The 18,070-nt window shown below is 42.2% G+C and carries 17 protein-coding genes; 10 read left to right on the top strand and 7 right to left on the bottom strand.

Going from position 1 to position 18,070, the window contains the following annotated elements:
* The first annotated feature begins 72 nt into the window (after window positions 1-72).
* Window positions 73-423: a YceK/YidQ family lipoprotein gene (locus G3341_RS01330; protein ID WP_154622813.1), complete on the top strand. Its 351-nt coding sequence runs from the start codon at window positions 73-75 to the stop codon at window positions 421-423.
* A gap of 238 nt (window positions 424-661) precedes the next feature.
* On the opposite strand, the gene G3341_RS01325 is transcribed toward G3341_RS01330, so the two are convergent.
* Window positions 662-1,990 (bottom strand): DUF3748 domain-containing protein, encoded by a 1,329-nt coding sequence (locus tag G3341_RS01325; protein WP_208852755.1) that lies wholly within the window; start codon window positions 1,988-1,990, stop codon window positions 662-664.
* Window positions 1,991-2,116: 126 nt separating this feature from the next.
* Between G3341_RS01325 and G3341_RS01320 the strand changes: the two genes are divergently transcribed.
* Window positions 2,117-2,731 (top strand): trimeric intracellular cation channel family protein, encoded by a 615-nt coding sequence (locus tag G3341_RS01320; protein WP_154622481.1) that lies wholly within the window; start codon window positions 2,117-2,119, stop codon window positions 2,729-2,731.
* A gap of 75 nt (window positions 2,732-2,806) precedes the next feature.
* On the opposite strand, the gene G3341_RS01315 is transcribed toward G3341_RS01320, so the two are convergent.
* Window positions 2,807-2,992, bottom strand: coding sequence for a hypothetical protein (locus tag G3341_RS01315; RefSeq protein WP_163860539.1), 186 nt, complete (start codon window positions 2,990-2,992; stop codon window positions 2,807-2,809).
* 407 nt (window positions 2,993-3,399) lie between these two features.
* Between G3341_RS01315 and gmk the strand changes: the two genes are divergently transcribed.
* The 6 genes from gmk to G3341_RS01285 all read left to right on the top strand — a co-directional run bounded on the left by gmk (window position 3,400) and on the right by G3341_RS01285 (window position 9,931).
* Complete coding sequence (gene gmk / locus G3341_RS01310) at window positions 3,400-4,023, top strand: guanylate kinase (protein ID WP_154622479.1); 624 nt, start codon at window positions 3,400-3,402, stop codon at window positions 4,021-4,023.
* A gap of 57 nt (window positions 4,024-4,080) precedes the next feature.
* On the top strand, window positions 4,081-4,356 hold the full coding sequence (gene rpoZ / locus G3341_RS01305) for a DNA-directed RNA polymerase subunit omega (RefSeq protein ID WP_004262665.1): 276 nt from the start codon (window positions 4,081-4,083) through the stop codon (window positions 4,354-4,356).
* Window positions 4,357-4,375: 19 nt separating this feature from the next.
* A complete protein-coding gene (gene spoT, locus G3341_RS01300) occupies window positions 4,376-6,499 on the top strand; it encodes a bifunctional GTP diphosphokinase/guanosine-3',5'-bis pyrophosphate 3'-pyrophosphohydrolase (protein WP_154622478.1) in 2,124 nt (707 codons plus the stop codon).
* Window positions 6,500-6,501: 2 nt separating this feature from the next.
* Window positions 6,502-7,215, top strand: a complete 714-nt coding sequence (trmH, locus tag G3341_RS01295; RefSeq protein ID WP_154622477.1) for a tRNA (guanosine(18)-2'-O)-methyltransferase TrmH — start codon at window positions 6,502-6,504, stop codon at window positions 7,213-7,215.
* A 10-nt stretch (window positions 7,216-7,225) separates the two neighbouring features.
* Entirely contained in the window at window positions 7,226-9,307 is a 2,082-nt protein-coding gene (recG, locus tag G3341_RS01290) for an ATP-dependent DNA helicase RecG (protein ID WP_163860538.1), read from the top strand.
* A 75-nt stretch (window positions 9,308-9,382) separates the two neighbouring features.
* Window positions 9,383-9,931 carry an NADPH-dependent FMN reductase gene (locus G3341_RS01285; protein WP_154622475.1) on the top strand — a complete coding sequence of 183 codons (549 nt, stop codon included), beginning with the start codon at window positions 9,383-9,385 and terminating at the stop codon, window positions 9,929-9,931.
* Window positions 9,932-10,022: 91 nt separating this feature from the next.
* Here the strand turns inward: G3341_RS01285 and gltS are convergent, their stop codons facing one another.
* Entirely contained in the window at window positions 10,023-11,237 is a 1,215-nt protein-coding gene (gltS, locus tag G3341_RS01280; protein WP_154622474.1) for a sodium/glutamate symporter, read from the bottom strand.
* A 235-nt stretch (window positions 11,238-11,472) separates the two neighbouring features.
* Between gltS and G3341_RS01275 the strand changes: the two genes are divergently transcribed.
* Together G3341_RS01275 and G3341_RS01270 are read left to right on the top strand one after the other, a co-directional pair.
* A complete protein-coding gene (locus tag G3341_RS01275) occupies window positions 11,473-12,855 on the top strand; it encodes a uracil-xanthine permease family protein (RefSeq protein ID WP_163860537.1) in 1,383 nt (460 codons plus the stop codon).
* A gap of 116 nt (window positions 12,856-12,971) precedes the next feature.
* A complete protein-coding gene (locus G3341_RS01270) occupies window positions 12,972-14,771 on the top strand; it encodes an AsmA family protein (RefSeq protein ID WP_163860536.1) in 1,800 nt (599 codons plus the stop codon).
* A 62-nt stretch (window positions 14,772-14,833) separates the two neighbouring features.
* On the opposite strand, the gene fabY is transcribed toward G3341_RS01270, so the two are convergent.
* The 4 genes from fabY to G3341_RS01250 all read right to left on the bottom strand — a co-directional run bounded on the left by fabY (window position 14,834) and on the right by G3341_RS01250 (window position 17,903).
* Window positions 14,834-15,757: a fatty acid biosynthesis protein FabY gene (fabY, locus tag G3341_RS01265; RefSeq protein WP_154622471.1), complete on the bottom strand. Its 924-nt coding sequence runs from the start codon at window positions 15,755-15,757 to the stop codon at window positions 14,834-14,836.
* A gap of 22 nt (window positions 15,758-15,779) precedes the next feature.
* Window positions 15,780-16,217 carry a D-aminoacyl-tRNA deacylase gene (dtd, locus tag G3341_RS01260; protein ID WP_154622470.1) on the bottom strand — a complete coding sequence of 146 codons (438 nt, stop codon included), beginning with the start codon at window positions 16,215-16,217 and terminating at the stop codon, window positions 15,780-15,782.
* Between the two features lie 60 nt (window positions 16,218-16,277).
* Window positions 16,278-16,892: a glucose-1-phosphatase gene (gene yihX, locus G3341_RS01255; protein WP_154622469.1), complete on the bottom strand. Its 615-nt coding sequence runs from the start codon at window positions 16,890-16,892 to the stop codon at window positions 16,278-16,280.
* Window positions 16,893-16,979: 87 nt separating this feature from the next.
* Complete coding sequence (locus G3341_RS01250) at window positions 16,980-17,903, bottom strand: LysR family transcriptional regulator (RefSeq protein ID WP_163860535.1); 924 nt, start codon at window positions 17,901-17,903, stop codon at window positions 16,980-16,982.
* Window positions 17,904-18,070 lie beyond the last annotated feature (167 nt).

The following is an 18,070-nucleotide window of genomic DNA, read 5'->3' as shown; positions in this document are numbered from 1 at the left end:
TAATTTTGCATTTTTAGCTATTATTGACTCAGGAAACAATAATAAATTTAAAGGGTAGGTTAAATAAATTATATGGCTGGGTTATTACTAACGAGAATATTGATCTGTACTCCTCTTCTTTTCTTAACTGGTTGTTCCAGTATTATGACTCATGCTGGTCCTTCGGATGGTTATTACCCCGGTTCTAAAAACAGTTTAGAAATGCTTAAAGATGAAAATACGGGCTGGGTAATGCGCCCATTACTGGCGATTGACCTACCTTTTACCGCCATTATGGACACCCTATTAATCCCTCTTGATTACGTAAAATCAGACAGTAACCCTGAAGAGAGTTCACCTAAAAAGCGTATTGAAGCATTAGACAAACAAACTAATACGACATTGAACCATAATCAAATTCATTCAGAGAATAATCTAGAATAATGTATTCAAATAACGAGTATTATTGTTTTGGTGATGACCTCTTTATTTATATAATTAGTTAAATAAATCATCTAATTAATACTATTTAATAATGATTTAATAAATCGGCCATTCTTATTGACACCGATTGTCGATATATCGAATAACAAAAATAGCTTTATTAAAGATGAATACATGATGAAGAGGCAAAATCACCTCTTCATCTCAAAAACAGATTGCCGTCATCTTTTTGCCAATATCAACCACCCAAGCCCGTTTCTACCGTATAAATCTGTCTAAAACCATCGGCTTCATCACGCATAAAAGCAATCAGACGATCATCCGGTGAGAATACAACCGCATCAGCAACGGGGGAAACGTCACTACGAACCGTTAATCTGTGTAATTCCCCTGAAGTCATATTGCAACGCATCACGCTGTTATCACAAATAAAAGCAATATGCTGCCCTTGGCTATCCCAGCTAAAGGCGGATTGAATTGGCATTCTACTATGCGTAATTTGTGTTAGCGCCCCTGTACAGGTATTCACTAACCACAGCTGAACAATGCCATCATCATCTTTCATCAGGCAAGCAATTGAGCGGCCGTCGGGTGATGAGCGTAACCAGTGTCTAGGGTGTTTAGCTAACCCAGGATATCGGCGCTCATGAGTATATGTCAGCCTTTTTTGCTGAATGTTTTTCGGTGGGAAGGGCATTCGTGACTCAGTACCTTGTAATGGAAATTCACCTTGTTGAGTGAACGCATTTTCGTCGTCAGGCAAATTAACGAGGAAAATTTCTGGGATAATCTCGCCATTAGCAGCATGAGTATCACCAATAAAGGTAATCGCCTTATTTTGCCATTGTCCGTTTTCCATTAAGTAGCCTTTCTGCCCTACCCACCCCTCTTCATAAGCTCGACTAATATCGTCACTTCCAAGGCGAGGCGTAGGTACCGTCTGGGAGATAACACAACAAAAGTATTCGCCATTATACTCACGCTCATGGCCTTTAGGTTCAACGAGTACTTTTTTTATCGGCACAGCTATAGCTACATTTCGTTGGTCTAATCGAACATCAACTTCATGCATCACATGATCATTGTATGTAAAACTTAACCATTTACTGTCAGGGCTAAAGACATGAACGTGTGTCCCTCCTCTTAATGCCCCAGCGATGTATGGCGGAGTGATACACATCGCATCGATAGAATATGCCGTTCCTAAATGATCATCCCTAACATATACGCCTCTGCGATGGTGAAAATCATATTTCCACTGCTCATTAGGGAATTCCGGCCCATGTATAAAGGCATAACGAGGTGGATTTTCAGCACTGACGGTCACCACTCCAACGTGAGCACCATGATGAGCACGATAAATTTCTATTTGTTTTTGCGTATTAACATGAATTTTTTCTATCGTTAATCCAGTAAACGAACTCGCACTCGGCCGAACATCATAAACTAGCCATTGGCTATCCGCTGTCCAAACATTAATATTTGTAAGTTGATGACTTCGTTTATCATCTGTTATTTGAGTTTCTTTATAAGGCAATTTACTGTTCAATCTGTTATCCTGTGACATCTTTTAATATGGGCTATCGGATTACTTTAACTAATCTATTTTGTAAGGCACTAGAAAAACTCAGTCGAGAATTTCTACAAGTAATATTACCCTTTAGCAATAACTTTAGTGTCGAATAGAATCATCATGTTATTAAGTGTTCTTTATATTATTGGTATCACCGCGGAAGCCATGACTGGCGCTCTTGCAGCGGGACGGCGTAAAATGGACGTCTTCGGCGTCATTATTATTGCATCAGCAACTGCGATTGGCGGGGGCTCGGTTCGTGACGTCCTACTTGGCCACTACCCATTAGGCTGGGTACAAAACCCCGAGTATATTCTTACTGTTGCTGGCGCTGCTGTTGTCACCATTTGGATAGCGCCAATGATGAAGCATTTACGACGTTTGTTCCTTATCCTAGATGCAATCGGCTTAATTGTCTTTTCAATTCTTGGCGCCCAAATTGCTCTTGATATGAATTATAGCCCAGTCATAGCTGCAATTGCGGCTGTGATTACAGGGGTATTTGGTGGCGTTCTTCGCGACATGTTATGTAATACCATTCCTCTCGTATTCCAAAAAGAAGTCTATGCGGGCGTCTCATTTGCTGCCGCATGGTTGTATATCGGGCTTTTATACACCCCGCTCCCACAAGATATTGTTGTGATTATTACCTTAATTGCAGGCCTAAGCGCCCGACTTATCGCCATCCGTTATCGTTTAGGCTTACCGATCTTTAACTATGAAAGCCAAGATTAATGATTCATGCCATCACATAATTAAAAGGGTGGCATGTTTTTTATATCGCTAACGATATTAAGTACATTCCGTATTTCAGGTATCAATAGCCATTGATTTCATTTTACCTTGCGCGTTTGCTGAGTGTTGCACATTGAAATCATTCAGAATGGCTTTCTTGCTGAGACAATAAATAGCGGCAACTGAAAGCACCATTAATGATATAAAAAGCGTTAACTTCAGCGTCAGTCTAAGCCCATTCGCCTTTTGCCTAAATGACATAAACCATTCTTATCATCTTATTTAGTTATCTCAGAACGCTATAATCTTGAAGCGATATTCTTTAATTTACCGTACATTTTCATTGGCTTTGCGAAACATTTCGCAAAAAGTATGTACTTTGTATAAATAGAGAAATATTTTATCGCATCGCTTCGCAATTCATCTATTTATTAAATAAATTGCGCTGTATACTCTAGATGATATGAAAGGTAATAAAGGAAGACGTCGCTAAAGGGATAGCTCGTTGGCTATCGATATAATGAATCACTACAGCCATGTCGCAGCGATAAATGAAGAGATAATTTATGCTTTATTGATAACGCTGCATGTTCGCTTAAGTCCGTGTATACTATGTGGGGTTTATTATCATCATTTATGTTTAATCCTCGACTATTCAAGAAACCATCATGATACAAGGCACGTTATATATTGTTTCTGCCCCAAGCGGTGCGGGTAAATCTAGCCTGATCCAGGCGTTGTTGAAAACACAACCGTTGTATGACACGCAAGTTTCTGTCTCTCATACAACACGAGCTGCACGACCTGGTGAAGTTCATGGTGAGCACTATTTCTTTGTCTCTGAAACTGAATTTTTGACGATGGTCGAAAATAATGAATTCTTAGAACATGCTTGTGTATTTGGCAATTACTATGGGACTTCTCGACCTGTTATTGAAGAAGTGCTCAAAAGTGGTGTAGACGTTTTTCTCGATATTGACTGGCAAGGTGCTCAACAAATTCGCGCTACAATGCCTGAAGCCCGTAGTATTTTTATACTACCACCATCAAAAGATGAACTTTATCGCCGCTTACGTGGCCGAGGCCAAGATAGCGATGAGGTCATTGAAAAACGTATGTCACAAGCGGTTGGTGAGATTGAACATTACAATGAGTATGACTATCTCATTGTAAATGATGATTTCAATACTGCATTAAGTGATTTGCAATCTATTATTCGTAGCGAACGTCTAAGATTAGAGCGTCAAATTCAACGACATGGTGCTTTAATCAGCAAATTACTGGCAGACTGAGAATAGTTTCAGTATCATATCAGGTCATTTTTTTATTTCTTTTGGAGTAGCACATTTATGGCACGCGTAACTGTTCAAGACGCAGTAGAAAAAATTGGTAACCGCTTTGACCTCGTACTGGTCGCGGCTCGCAGAGCGCGTCAGTTACAAACTGGCGGTAAAGACCCTCTAGTTCCTGAAGAAAACGATAAATATACTGTTATCGCACTCCGTGAAGTAGAAGAAGGTTTAATCAACGGTCACATACTGGATGTACGTGAGCGTCAAGAGCAGCAGGAACAAGAAGCGGCTGAAATGCAAGCAGTTTCTGCTATAGCTGAAGGTCGTCGCTAATCACTAAGGTGGGTCTGCCTTGTATCTGTTTGAGAGCCTAAATCAAGTAATTCAGAAGTACCTTCCTCCGGAACAGGTTGAATTACTGAAAAAAGCCTATGTTGTCGCCCGGGATGCCCACGAAGGACAAACCCGCTCAAGTGGTGAGCCATATATAACTCACCCAGTTGCTGTGGCCTGTATTCTGGCTCAAATGCGCTTGGATCATGAAACATTGATGGCAGCGCTACTTCATGATGTTATTGAAGATACTCCAGCGACATTTCAGGATATAGAAGAGCTATTTGGCACAACTGTTGCGGGTCTCGTTGAAGGTGTATCTAAACTCGATAAACTAAACTTTCGAGACAAAAAAGAAGCTCAAGCAGAAAACTTTCGCAAAATGATCATGGCGATGGTCAAAGACATTCGCGTCATTTTGATAAAACTGGCAGACCGCACTCATAATATGCGCACGCTAGGCTCATTAAGGCCTGATAAGCGTCGACGTATTGCAAGAGAAACATTGGAAATCTATAGCCCTCTTGCTCATAGATTAGGTATTCATCACATCAAAACTGAGCTAGAAGAGCTTGGGTTTGAAGCCTTATATCCAAACCGTTATCGCGTTATCAAAGAAGTCGTTAAAGCAGCTCGCGGCAACCGTAAAGAGATGATCCAAAAAATCCTCTCTGAAATCGATGGTCGCCTAACCGAAGCGGATATACCTTGCCGAGTCAGTGGCCGCGAAAAACATCTTTATTCTATCTATCGCAAAATGCACCTTAAAGAGCAGCGCTTCCATTCAATTATGGATATTTATGCTTTTAGGGTGATAGTCAAAGATGTCGATACCTGCTATCGCGTATTGGGACAAATGCATAATTTGTACAAGCCGCGCCCAGGCCGTATCAAAGATTATATCGCTATCCCAAAAGCTAACGGCTATCAATCGCTACACACCTCATTAATTGGCCCACACGGTGTTCCTGTCGAAGTACAAATCCGTACAGAAGATATGGATCAAATGGCTGAAATGGGGGTTGCTGCACATTGGGCTTATAAAGAACAAGGCGAGCAAGGCACAACCGCTCAAGTACGTGCTCAACGTTGGATGCAAAGTTTACTTGAGCTACAGCAAAGTGCAGGTAGCTCTTTTGAATTCATCGAGAGCGTTAAATCTGATCTATTCCCCGATGAGATTTATGTCTTTACACCAGAAGGACGCATTGTTGAACTGCCAACGGGCGCGACACCTGTCGATTTCGCCTATGCCGTGCATACGGATATTGGCCATGCTTGCGTTGGAGCTAGGGTTGATCGTCAGCCTTATCCATTATCTCAAGCCCTCACCAGTGGGCAAACTGTCGAAATTATTACCGCGCCGGGCGCTAGACCAAATGCCGCTTGGCTCAATTTTGTCGTCAGTTCAAAAGCACGCGCTAAAATCCGTCAGTTACTGAAAAACCTCAAGCGTGAAGATTCAATCAACTTAGGTCGCCGCTTATTAAACCACGCTCTTGGCGCAGGTCATAAATTAACGGATGTCCCCCAAGCAAATATTGATCTTGAATTAGCCCGCATGAAGCTCAACTCTATCGACGACTTACTGGCTGAAATAGGTTTAGGAAATGCAATGAGTGTTGTGGTTGCGCGTAATTTACAAAGCAATCCACAAGTTTCCCCAGAGGAAGAGGATGAGCCCGTCATCACAACACGCAACAAGCTGTCCATAAAAGGGGCAGATGGTGTTCTCATCACCTTTGCGAAATGCTGTCGCCCTATCCCTGGCGACCCTATTATCGCTCATATCAGCCCAGGTAAAGGACTCGTGATACACCACGAATCTTGTCGAAACATTCGTGGCTACCAGAAAGAGCCCGATAAATTTATGGCTGTAGAATGGGATAATGATACCGATACTGATTTCATCGCCGAAATCAAAGTCGATATGATTAACCATCAAGGGGCGCTTGCTAATTTAACAGCTGCTATCAATGATGCTAACTCAAGCATTCAGAGTATGAATACTGAAGAAAAAGATGGCCGTGTTTATTGTGCCTTTATCCGCCTAACAACCAAAAACCGGGTTCAGTTAGCAAATGTTATGCGCAAAATTCGGATCATGCCTGATGTATTACGAGTTAGCCGGAACCGTAATTAACTATGAATGAACGCCGCTATCGCCGCATTTGCCAAATGATGGCGATGCGGCAGCCAGACCTCACCATTTGCCTCGAAGAAATTCATAAACCCCATAACGTATCTGCCATCGTACGCAGCGCAGATGCCGTTGGCATCCATCAAATTCATGCTATTTGGCCAGACCAAAAAGTTAAACTTTCCGTTTCTTCTGCCGCAGGAAGCAATAGCTGGGTCAAAGTCATTTCACATCAATCCACTGAAGAGGCTATTTCACAGATAAAATCACAGAACATGCAAGTTCTTGTAACGAACTTATCTGAACAAGCCGTCGATTTCCGTGAAATTGATTATACTCGCCCGACCTGTATTATGATGGGGCAAGAAAAAAAAGGGATCTCTTCAACAGCACTGAAATTAGCCGATCAACACATTATTATTCCAATGGTTGGTATGGTTCAATCCCTGAATGTCTCTGTCGCCTCGGCACTGATTCTCTATGAAGCACAGCGCCAAAGGCAACTTGCTGGTATGTATTCCCGCGAAATAAGCCAACTTTCAGAGCAAGAGCAGCAAGAGTGGCTATTTGATGGCGGCTATCCCGTTCTTGCAGAGGTTGCCAAGCGTAAAGGCTTACCACGGCCTTATATCAATGAACGAGGAGAGATAGAAGCCGATGCGTCTTGGTGGGCACAAATGCAGCTAAGTGAAAAAATGAAAAAACAGCAGCTAGGTTAAGGGAGAAACAATGAACAGTGGCCTACTTGATACGATTTCATTGACCACGCTACATGGCGTTGGGGCTAGCCAATCTGAAAAACTAAGTAAGATAGGGCTAAATACTGTTCAAGATTTATTATTACACCTCCCTCTTCGTTATGAAGATCACACTCGTCTTTACCAAATTCGTGACCTATTGCCAGGTACAACCGCAACTATTTTAGGGGAAGTATTACAAACTAAGGTCGTCTTTGGCCGTAAGCGCATGATGACTAGTCTTATCACCGACGGAACAGGCAACTTAACTCTACGATTTTTCAATTTTTCGGCAGCAATGAAAAATAGCCTTGCAGAAGGTCGCCATGTTATTGCTTATGGCGAGGTGCGTCGTGGCAATACTGGTCCAGAAATCATTCACCCTGAATATAAAGTCTCTCAAGATACGACCAATATTTCTCTCCAAGAGAACCTCACCCCCGTTTATCCCACAACAGAAGGGGTAAGGCAGGCAACACTGAGGAAATTAATTGAGCAAGCGTTAGCGCTATTAGATAACGGGCAGATCAAAGAACTATTACCTGAAGAACTTAGCCGTGGTTTAATCAGCCTTCCTGAGGCAATTCGCTTATTACATACTCCACCACCTAACGTTGCCTTAAGTGAGCTAGAAAAAGGTCAGCATCCCGCTCAAAAACGTTTAATACTCGAAGAGCTTTTAGCACATCATTTAAGTATGTTGGCGATCCGTGCAGGCAATCAACGCCTTTATGCTCAGCCTATGACACTGGACGGCAAACTCAAAAAACAATTTTTAGCCCAGTTACCTTTTTCCCCAACCAACGCTCAAAATCGCGTGGTTACCGAAATAGAACAAGACCTTGTCAAAGATGCACCGATGATGCGTTTAATTCAAGGGGATGTTGGCTCAGGAAAAACACTCGTTGCCGCATTAGCGGCTTTATCTGCGATTGAAAATGGTCAACAAGTGGCTTTGATGGCACCAACCGAGATTTTGGCTGAGCAACATGCTAATAATTTTAAATTATGGTTTGAACCTCTCGGGATCAATGTGGGTTGGCTTGCTGGCAAGCAAAAAGGTAAAGCGCGCCAGCAGCAGCAAGATGCCATTGCAAATGGTGAGGTGAGCATGGTCATTGGGACTCACGCCCTGTTTCAAGAGCATGTCTCCTTTAAAACTCTTGGTTTGGTTATCATTGATGAGCAACATCGGTTTGGTGTGCATCAACGCCTCGCTTTACGTGAAAAAGGTGAACAACAAGGGTTTCACCCCCACCAATTAATTATGACCGCCACACCGATCCCCAGAACTTTGGCAATGACCGCTTATGCTGATATGGATACCTCTATCATTGATGAGCTGCCTCCTGGGCGAACACCTGTTACGACAGTGGCCATTCCCGATACTCGGCGTAAAGATATTATTGAACGTGTCAGGCAAGCCTGTATTGATGAGGGCCGCCAAGCCTATTGGGTCTGCACTTTAATTGATGATTCTGATGTTTTAGAAGCGCAAGCAGCACAAGCGACGAGCGAAGAGTTATCATTAGCATTGCCCGAATTAAAAGTAGGTCTCGTGCATGGAAGAATGAAACCCGCCGAAAAACAGAGTGTGATGACGGCATTTAAAAATAATGAGATTCAGCTACTAGTTGCAACTACCGTTATCGAAGTGGGTGTTGATGTTCCTAATGCAAGTTTAATGATTATTGATAATCCAGAACGACTAGGGCTAGCTCAATTGCACCAATTACGAGGCCGAGTAGGTCGAGGTGCTATCGCCTCTCACTGTGTACTGCTTTATAAAACACCGTTAACCCATGTCGCCAAACAACGTTTACAAGTATTACGTGACAGTAACGATGGTTTCGTCATTGCTCAAAAAGATCTGGAAATCAGGGGGCCGGGGGAATTATTAGGAACACGCCAAACCGGCAATGCTGAATTTAAAGTCGCTGATTTACTGCGAGATCAGCATATGTTGCCTGAAGTACAACGTATCGCGCGCCATATTCAGCAGAACTATCCTGAAAATGCCAAATTGATTATTGAAAGGTGGCTACCTGAACGTGAGCAATACAGCCAAGCTTAATGCAATCGTAGCACTATAAAGACCTTAATACGTTTTGTAAAAATTAAAAGCCATAACAACAAGGGATAGTGGAACATGAAGATACAAATCTTAATTGGTAGTGTTCGACAAGCACGAATAGGACCTCAGATAGCACACTGGGTTAAGGATGTCGCTGCGAAAAATTATCCAACTGAAATCCTTGATCTCAGAGATTGGCATTTACCAATGGATGATGAGCCCTATCTCCCCGCCGAAGGAATATATACCCAAGCACATACCATTGCTTGGAGCAAAAAAATCGCTGAAGCCGATGCTTATATTTTCGTTTTTCCACAATATAACTGGGGCTATCCAGCCGCACTAAAAAATGCGATAGACCATTTGTATAAAGAGTGGAACAACAAACCTGCCTTAATGGTCAGTTATGCCAATCGAGGTGGTGGAAGAGCTGCGGAGCAGTTGCAACAAGTTTTGCAAGGTATTCATATGCGTACCACAGAATCTCATTTAGAAATTAAGCTATCTGAGGTTAATTTCTCACCTTCCAACAGTGATACCTCTTACCCTGAAACACTTGACCATTATGAAAATGAGCTTGTTTCAGCGCTACATCAGATGAGCCTGTTACACACATCGCGCTAATTTCATTATTTATTATGTGCCCTATAAACGAAAATTGCCGTGAATAAATTCACGGCAATACCTGCTATTTACCTTTATCTATTTTTATCTGTTATCCCGTTATTGAAGGAAATACCGGTAACATTAAATACAGTTTGATCACAATCGCATTGACGATATCAATAAAGAATGCACCAACCATTGGAACAACTAAGAATGCAAGATGAGATGGACCAAATCTATCCGTTACTGCCTGCATGTTAGCGATTGCTGTCGGTGTTGCACCTAGACCAAAACCACAGTGACCTGCCGCCAATATCGCTGCGTCATAGTTCTTACCCATCACACGGAAGGTCACGAAAATGGCATAGCCTGCCATCACACAAGCTTGAACAGCCAAGATCACTAACATTGGGATTGCTAGAGATGCCAGTTCCCAAAGTTTCAGGCTCATCAGTGCCATCGCAAGGAATAAGGAAAGGCTCACGTTACCGACAACAGAAACCGCACGGTCGAATACACGATAAAAACCCGCAATAGATAAGCTGTTGCTTAAAATAACGCCCACAAATAGCACACAAACGAATTTAGGTAGAGCAAACGCTGTGCCCGCTAATAACTCTGCAATATAGCTACCTGCCATTAAACAGATCGCGATCATAGCAATCGTTTCGATCAGTACCATCGAAGTAATCATACGGCCTGATTGTGGTTTTTCAAAAGCAGTAGGGACATCTTTATCATCATCCCCAGTACCTGGCGTAGGAATATTGCGGATCAGGAAACGTGCAACTGGACCGCCGATTAATCCACCGAGTACCAAACCAAATGTTGCACATGCCATCGCAACTTCAGTTGCACTTTGGAAACCGTAATTTTCAGTGAAGATCTTACCCCATGCAGCTCCGGTACCGTGACCACCTGATAAGGTAATCGAACCAGCAAGCAGCCCCATAAGAGGATCAAGACCAAGTAATTCCGCTAAGGCAATACCAACCGTATTTTGTACTAGCAGTAAGCCTACAACCACAAAGATGAAAATAAAGAGTGCCTTACCACCAGCCTTCAAGCTGGCTAAGTTTGCGTTTAAACCGATTGTCGCGAAGAAGGCTAACATCATCGGTTCTTGTAATGATAAATCGAAAGATAAGCTCCAATCGAATACTTGCTTGATCACTAATAAGCTAAAAGCGACCAGCAACCCGCCTGCAACAGGCTCAGGGATAGTATATTTCTCTAGGAAAGGAACTGTTTTTACAAGTTTACGTCCGAGCAATAGCACAAGGGTAGCTGCCACAAGCGTACCGTAGACATCGAGATGATACATTTATGTACCTCGTCTGTTGTTAATATTATTTAAAACTAGTAAGACGTTAATTTCTTCCTTAAAACGCCAAAAGCAGGTAACTGAATTAGAAAAAAAATTGGCGATAAACACAAGTTAAAACATATAAAAATGTGACATTCCTTATCTAACAATGAAGAAATATTTTTCACGCAAACGATTGCTTTTTAAATTAGTCGCTTTACAATGCTTTTTTTGTTGGCAGAGAAAGACCAAAATGACCACCGAAGTATCTCAAAAACAGGCTGTTGACGTCGCACCTAAAAGTGAACTCATTTACCGATTAGAAGACCGACCTCCTCTCCCCCAAGCATTATTTGCAGCTGGACAGCATCTTTTAGCGATGTTTGTTGCAGTGATCACCCCGGCAATGCTCATTTGCCAATCATTGGGGCTTCCAGCGCATGACACTCAGCGTATTATTAGCATGTCTCTATTTGCTTCTGGTATTGCCTCTTTAATACAGATCCGAGCATGGGGTCCTGTGGGGTCGGGGTTACTCTCAATACAAGGTACAAGCTTTAACTTTGTTGCACCTTTGATTATGGGAGGGGTTGCACTTAAACAAGGTGGTGCTGATATTCCTTCGATGATGGCAGCACTTTTTGGCACACTACTGGTTGCAGCGCTCACTGAGGTGGTACTCTCTCGCTTCCTACATTTAGCACGACGGGTAATTACTCCTCTCGTTTCGGGTGTTGTTGTCATGATAATTGGTTTATCACTCATTCAAGTCGGATTAACGTCTATTGGTGGTGGTCATACCGCAATTTCTGATAATACTTTCGGTTCCCCTGATTATTTATTGCTAGCGGGTATTGTGTTGGCTGTTATCATTTTACTTAACCGCCAAAAAAATCCTTACTTGCGTGTTGCCTCTTTAGTTATCGCCATGGCAATTGGTTATATTGCTGCTTGGTGGTTAGATATGTTACCCACAGCTCAAGAGACAAACGCGGAACAATCCATGATAACGATACCTGAGCCGTTTTATTATGGGTTGTCGTTTGATTGGAATCTGTTAATTCCGCTGATGCTAATATTTATGGTGACCTCTTTAGAGACGATTGGTGATATTACGGCAACATCCGATGTTTCAGAACAGCCGGTACGTGGTCCAATCTATATGAAGCGAATTAAGGGTGGCGTCTTAGCGAATGGTTTGAACTCGATGGTATCTGCCGTCTTCAATACTTTCCCTAACTCCTGTTTTGGTCAAAATAATGGGGTGATACAGCTTACTGGCGTCGCCAGCCGTTATGTCGGCTATATCGTAGCGTTAATGCTTGTTTTATTAGGTTTATTCCCAGCTGTTGCCGGTTTTGTACAACAGATCCCTGAGCCTGTACTTGGCGGAGCAACAATTGTGATGTTCGGAACCATCGCGGCATCTGGCGTACGTATTGTCTCCCGTGAACCACTTAATCGTCGAGCGATCATGATTATTGCATTATCCCTTGCCGTCGGAATGGGGGTTTCGCAGCAGCCGTTGATTTTACAGTTTGCGCCGGACTGGCTGAAAACTTTATTTTCATCCGGTATCGCGGCAGGCGGTTTAACTGCAATTATTCTGAATTTAATTTTCCCTCACGAAAAGTAACCTATCATTTACCGCCAGAGTTGAATACACTGGCGGTTATTCTGTATTCTATCTTAGTCATTTACCCGGCAGCGCTTTCATCCAAACAATCCAATATATGGAGAGGCAGATAAACCATGAGGTGGTTAACTAAGCTCATCACGACCCTTTTACTACTGTTGTTATTAGTGGTTATATTTACTTACGCTGGGCTGCAAACACGCTGGGGTGCATCCTATGCCAGTCAGTTGTTAAGTAAATTCACTGATTATGATATTAAAGTGGGTATCATGGGGCATGAGTTTGCCAATGCTGGAGAATTTATCTTTCAAGACGTCAACATTGTGTCACGTCATAAAGATATGACTTTGGATGCTAAGCAAATGATTGTTGATATAAACTGGCGTAATTTATTGAGTGGCACCGCCATTCGTCGATTAGTCATCACCGAAGGGAATTTAGATATCTCCTCTGTAGAGACTGCCACGCCAATACCTTTAAATGCCAATATCCTGCAATTTGAAAATAGCCGTATTCAACTAAATCAAGCAAATAATAAGTTCAACGTATTTGGCTTTACGGGTGGCATTACACCATGGCACCCCACGACTAACCATCCTTTCGGCTACGGAGACTTTCGATTTACCACAAAAGAATTGAATATTAATGAGTTACCATTAAAAACGGTTGCAGTCACCGGTAAGCTCGAAAAAAATCTTACTGAATTTACTCAAGCCAGTGGCTACCTCAATAATGGTTATATTAAAGGCTCAGGAAAGGTGTTAACGGACAGCACCATCACAGTTGATTCTTTAGTCATGGACAAAGTTGGTTGGCAAAATAATATTCCCTTTGCTTCATTAAATCAGGCTCTCAATAGTCACCGTACAGTGTCCTTGAAAAATGTCGCTCTCACTAATGTGGATATCCAAGGAAAAGATTGGGCAATTTCAGGGCTCAATACTGAAATCGACCACCTTGACTGGGTCAGAAGTAGTTGGAGTAGCCCTGAAAGTCATATCAATTTCAGCATTAATCAACTCGTTATTAATGATCAACAACTTGATACGCTGATTGGCAATCTCAACCTTCAAGGCGATAACCTCAATATCGAGAAACTTTCAGGTTATTATTACAAAGGGGTATTTAGCCTTAATGGTGTATGGCAACGTAATAATAAAACGCTGACACTCAATGACGGCAAATTAGCCGGTATTTTATATACCTTGCCTGAAAATTGGCTACACTTCTTCAGCCAACCCTCACCTGATTGGTTATCCGGCTTAACGATCAAACAATTTACCTTATCGCAGTCTTTATTGATGAATATTGCCCCTAGTTTCCCATTCGAATTCACGGCACTGAGCGGCAAAATAGAAGACGTCAGCCTTATTAAACAAAAACAATGGGGGATTTGGAGTGGCAAGGCCACCTTTAATGCCGATAGTGGAACCATCAATCAAGTCATGATACGTCGGCCTTATATGGACTTACGCCAAAGTGGTCAAAGTTCTGCTGCGGCTTCATTCACTACAAGCACAGACAAAGGGCTGGTGAAGTTAGGGTTATTAGTCAAGCAATCCCCTAAAAAAATCCCCTTTTTACTCCGAGCCTCAGGGACTAATATTGAGCTTTCCGCTTTAAATCAATGGGGTTGGCAAGGCTTCCCATCTCAAATCGTGGGTGATTTTGATGCCTCATTGCAAGGTGACTTGTTAGCACCATCATTAGCTAGCAGCTTAAATGGTGAATTAGTGGCAATACCATTACAAGGGAAACAGATGTATCGAACCGTTGTGAAAGGCGTCGTCACCTCATCAGTTGAAAATGAGGCCTCACCGATGGAGCCTCAGCCCGCTCCTGCTGCGGCTCCCGACGCTATTCCCACAAATATTTTGCCAACAAATGAGCAAATTCCCGCGCTGATAACTCAATAAATAACAAGGCAGGCCAGCGATCACGCTTGGCCTGCCTTTAAAATCAGTATATACGAAAGGCATTACAGTGACTTTACTGTTTTCTCAACGGGTAATACCATATACACACCGCTAAAAACGGCCCCCGCCTCGCCGTTAGTTCCACTCACTGTCACTTCAAGTTTTACCCTTGCTTTACTCCCTCTCGCAAGACGGTCAAGGTCACCACTCATTTGCGACATATCCGCAATAGCGGTGGGTCTACCACTCACTGGCTTGCTATAACGAATATTGGCATCCACTAATACAATATCACCACCGAGTTGATGCTCTTGCATTAATAACCAAATCAATCCCCAACCTGTCAGGGTGGCTAACGAAAATTGGCTTCCTGCAAAAATCGTTTCGTGAGGGTTTTGGTTGCCAGCTTCTGGCATAGTGGTAATAAACTTTTGCCCTGTATATTGTTCAATTCGAACCCCCATTTTTTCACTTAATGGGATATATTTATACCAAGCTTGTTGTAACTCTCCACACCAATCAGGGCGATGAAGGATCTGGTCAAGTGTCTCGATCGGTTTGATCATTAAATAGTGACGAACAGGTGTTTTGAGCTCACCGGCAATCAGACCTCGGCTTTCAAAGCCTATCTTACGAAAAAAGGGAACCGCTTCTTCTCGGACGCTCGACACAATACGTTTGACACTTTCTTGCCGCGCAATTGATTCTAACGCCATCAAAATGAGTTTACCCAGCCCTTTTCCTTGCATTGCTGGATTCACCGCTAAAAAACGAATCGCGCCTTCGTTATCGGCATTAATATAAAGCCGACCAATGGCTAAGATACGATTTTTATCATCAACAACCATTTGATGGTAAGCGGTAAGATCATAACCATCTTTTTCAGAACCAAATGGTTGATTAAAGGGTTTACGTAACATCTCCCAGCGGAACTGGTAATAAGCATCAAATTCCGCTTCATCTTTCGGTGCACGCAGATGGTACATAGTCTCCCCCTTAATAGTAGAATTAGACTTGCAACCAGAAAGTCACAGGACCGTCATTGGTCAGGCTGACTTGCATATCCGCGGCAAATTGCCCTGTTTCAGTGATCACACCTTGTTGGCGACTTTGCTCAACAAAATATTCATATAATTGTTCAGCCCGCGTAGGTTCAGCTCCCCCAGAAAAACTAGGTCTCATTCCTTTTTTAGTATCAGCTGCCAATGTAAATTGAGAGACAACTAATAAGCTCCCACCCGCTTGTTGAACATTCAGGTTCATTTTTCCCTGTTCATCACTAAAAATCCGATAGCCAAGTACTTTTTCACACAACCGTTTTGCTTTTTGTTCATCATCATCTTTTTCAACACCGAGCAAAACAAGTAACCCAGAATCAATTTGACCAACCACCTGCTCATCAACAACCACTGCTGCATGAGCGACTCTCTGTATTAATGCAATCATGATAACTCGACAAAAATATGGAGTAACAGTTTAGGTTACTCCATGGTGATAATTCATCAATTATTCGACTTCAGCACTGAAGTCATAAGTGCGGAAATATTCAGGTACCGTGTCTTTATTCACGACATGGACACCTTTAATACCTAATGCTTCGGCAGCCTTAATATTGTCCTCGACATCATCAAAGAAGATAGCATCAGCTGCATCAAACCCTTCAGATTCAAGAACATATTGGTAAATAGCTGGATCAGGTTTGCGCATCCCCAGGTCTTGAGATAAGTATAAAAAGTCTGAGGAAGCTGCAATTTCAGGATAATGTTCAGGCCAGTAATCAAGGTGTAGGCGGTTAGTGTTAGATAAAACAACCACACGATGCCCCTGTTCACGAAGGCGTTCCATGATATCAATCACTTCTGGTCTTACTGACATAAATATCGCATGCCAGCCTTCCGCGAATTCTTCAAAACTGAGTGTAATGCCAAGTTCTTCACATAACATTTCTGCAAATTCGATATCTGAGATTTTGCCACATTCATGTTGTTGGAAGATATTCCCAAAAGTAAACCGCGACTTGATTTGCTCAGACGGTATTCCACTGAGTTCTGACCATTTATCAAATACACGATTAAAGTCGATATCAATAATCACATTACCCATATCGAAGATATACAGCATACCGTTTCCTCGTTGTTATTAACTAAATTCACTTTAATCATTATTCATACAACTGAACAGCCCTAATTACAGATTATTTTTTGTTTTTTATGAATACACGTGACCATCATCTCTATCGTGACAGTAGATACGGAATAATCTCGCCAAATGTTCACCTGCTGGCGATAACGTATGATCCCGACGTCGTACAAGAGCAAAAGTCGCATAAGGAAGCTTTTCAGCGAGATCGAGCGCAATGAATTGTTGTTCAAATAGAGGGTCATCAATAGTATCGATAGACACTATCGTCAAGAAATCACTCTGCGCCACTAAACTCATACAACCGATCAAGGTTTCACACGTCACACTAAAGCTCATCGGTTTATCCATCCTAGAGAACACCTCAGACAGTTGCTTATAGTAAGTGCCTTTCGGTGTTGGCATCGTCCAATCACAGTGGGTGAGCTGTTCTAATGAGGTAGCATGCTTCATTGGGTGATCTTTACGCATGATCACCTTGTATTCCTTGCTCATTAAACGTTCAAAATTGAATTCCGCATCTAGGCTACCGGGATAATACGTATTTACAGTGAAATCGAGCTCACCTTGGCGTAACTGAGGTAACATCGTCAAGAGTTGTCCTTCCATAATCCGAATTTTGATATTTGGAAAGTCACGATGGAATTGAATAATCACTTTTGGCATCACTGAACGCGCAATACTGCCTGCAACCCCAATATTAATCGTGCCGCTGGATAAGCCTATACGCTGCTGTATCTCTTCTTGCCCGACACGTAACTCTTCAAGAATGATACTGGCACGACGCAAAAAACTTTCTCCACTTTCCGTCAGATAGATCCCTTGATTACTGCGAATAAACAATTTTGCGCCTAAAGAAGCCTCTAATTCACGAATAGACTTCGTTAATGCGGGCTGAGAAAGCTGTAAAAAGCGACTAGCCGCTCTAATACTGCCATGGCGACTTACCTCGACAAACGCTCTCAACTGATTCAGTTTTATTGGCAAAGCCATATGAATTCCCTGATAACCATTAGTTATATAGGCAAAGATAATTGTATCTTTTTTACCCTATTTTGATTGTGTACAGTCAATGCATGACGATAACAAATAATTAACATCAATACTTATTAACTATTTTTATTTATTAAAATAAAGAAACACAACATATTAAATTATTT

This window comes from Providencia vermicola (assembly GCF_010748935.1).
Classification (GTDB): Bacteria; Pseudomonadota; Gammaproteobacteria; order Enterobacterales; family Enterobacteriaceae; genus Providencia; species Providencia zhejiangensis.
Note: the sequence above shows the minus strand (reverse complement) of the source record. Positions and strands in the feature narration are given on the sequence as shown.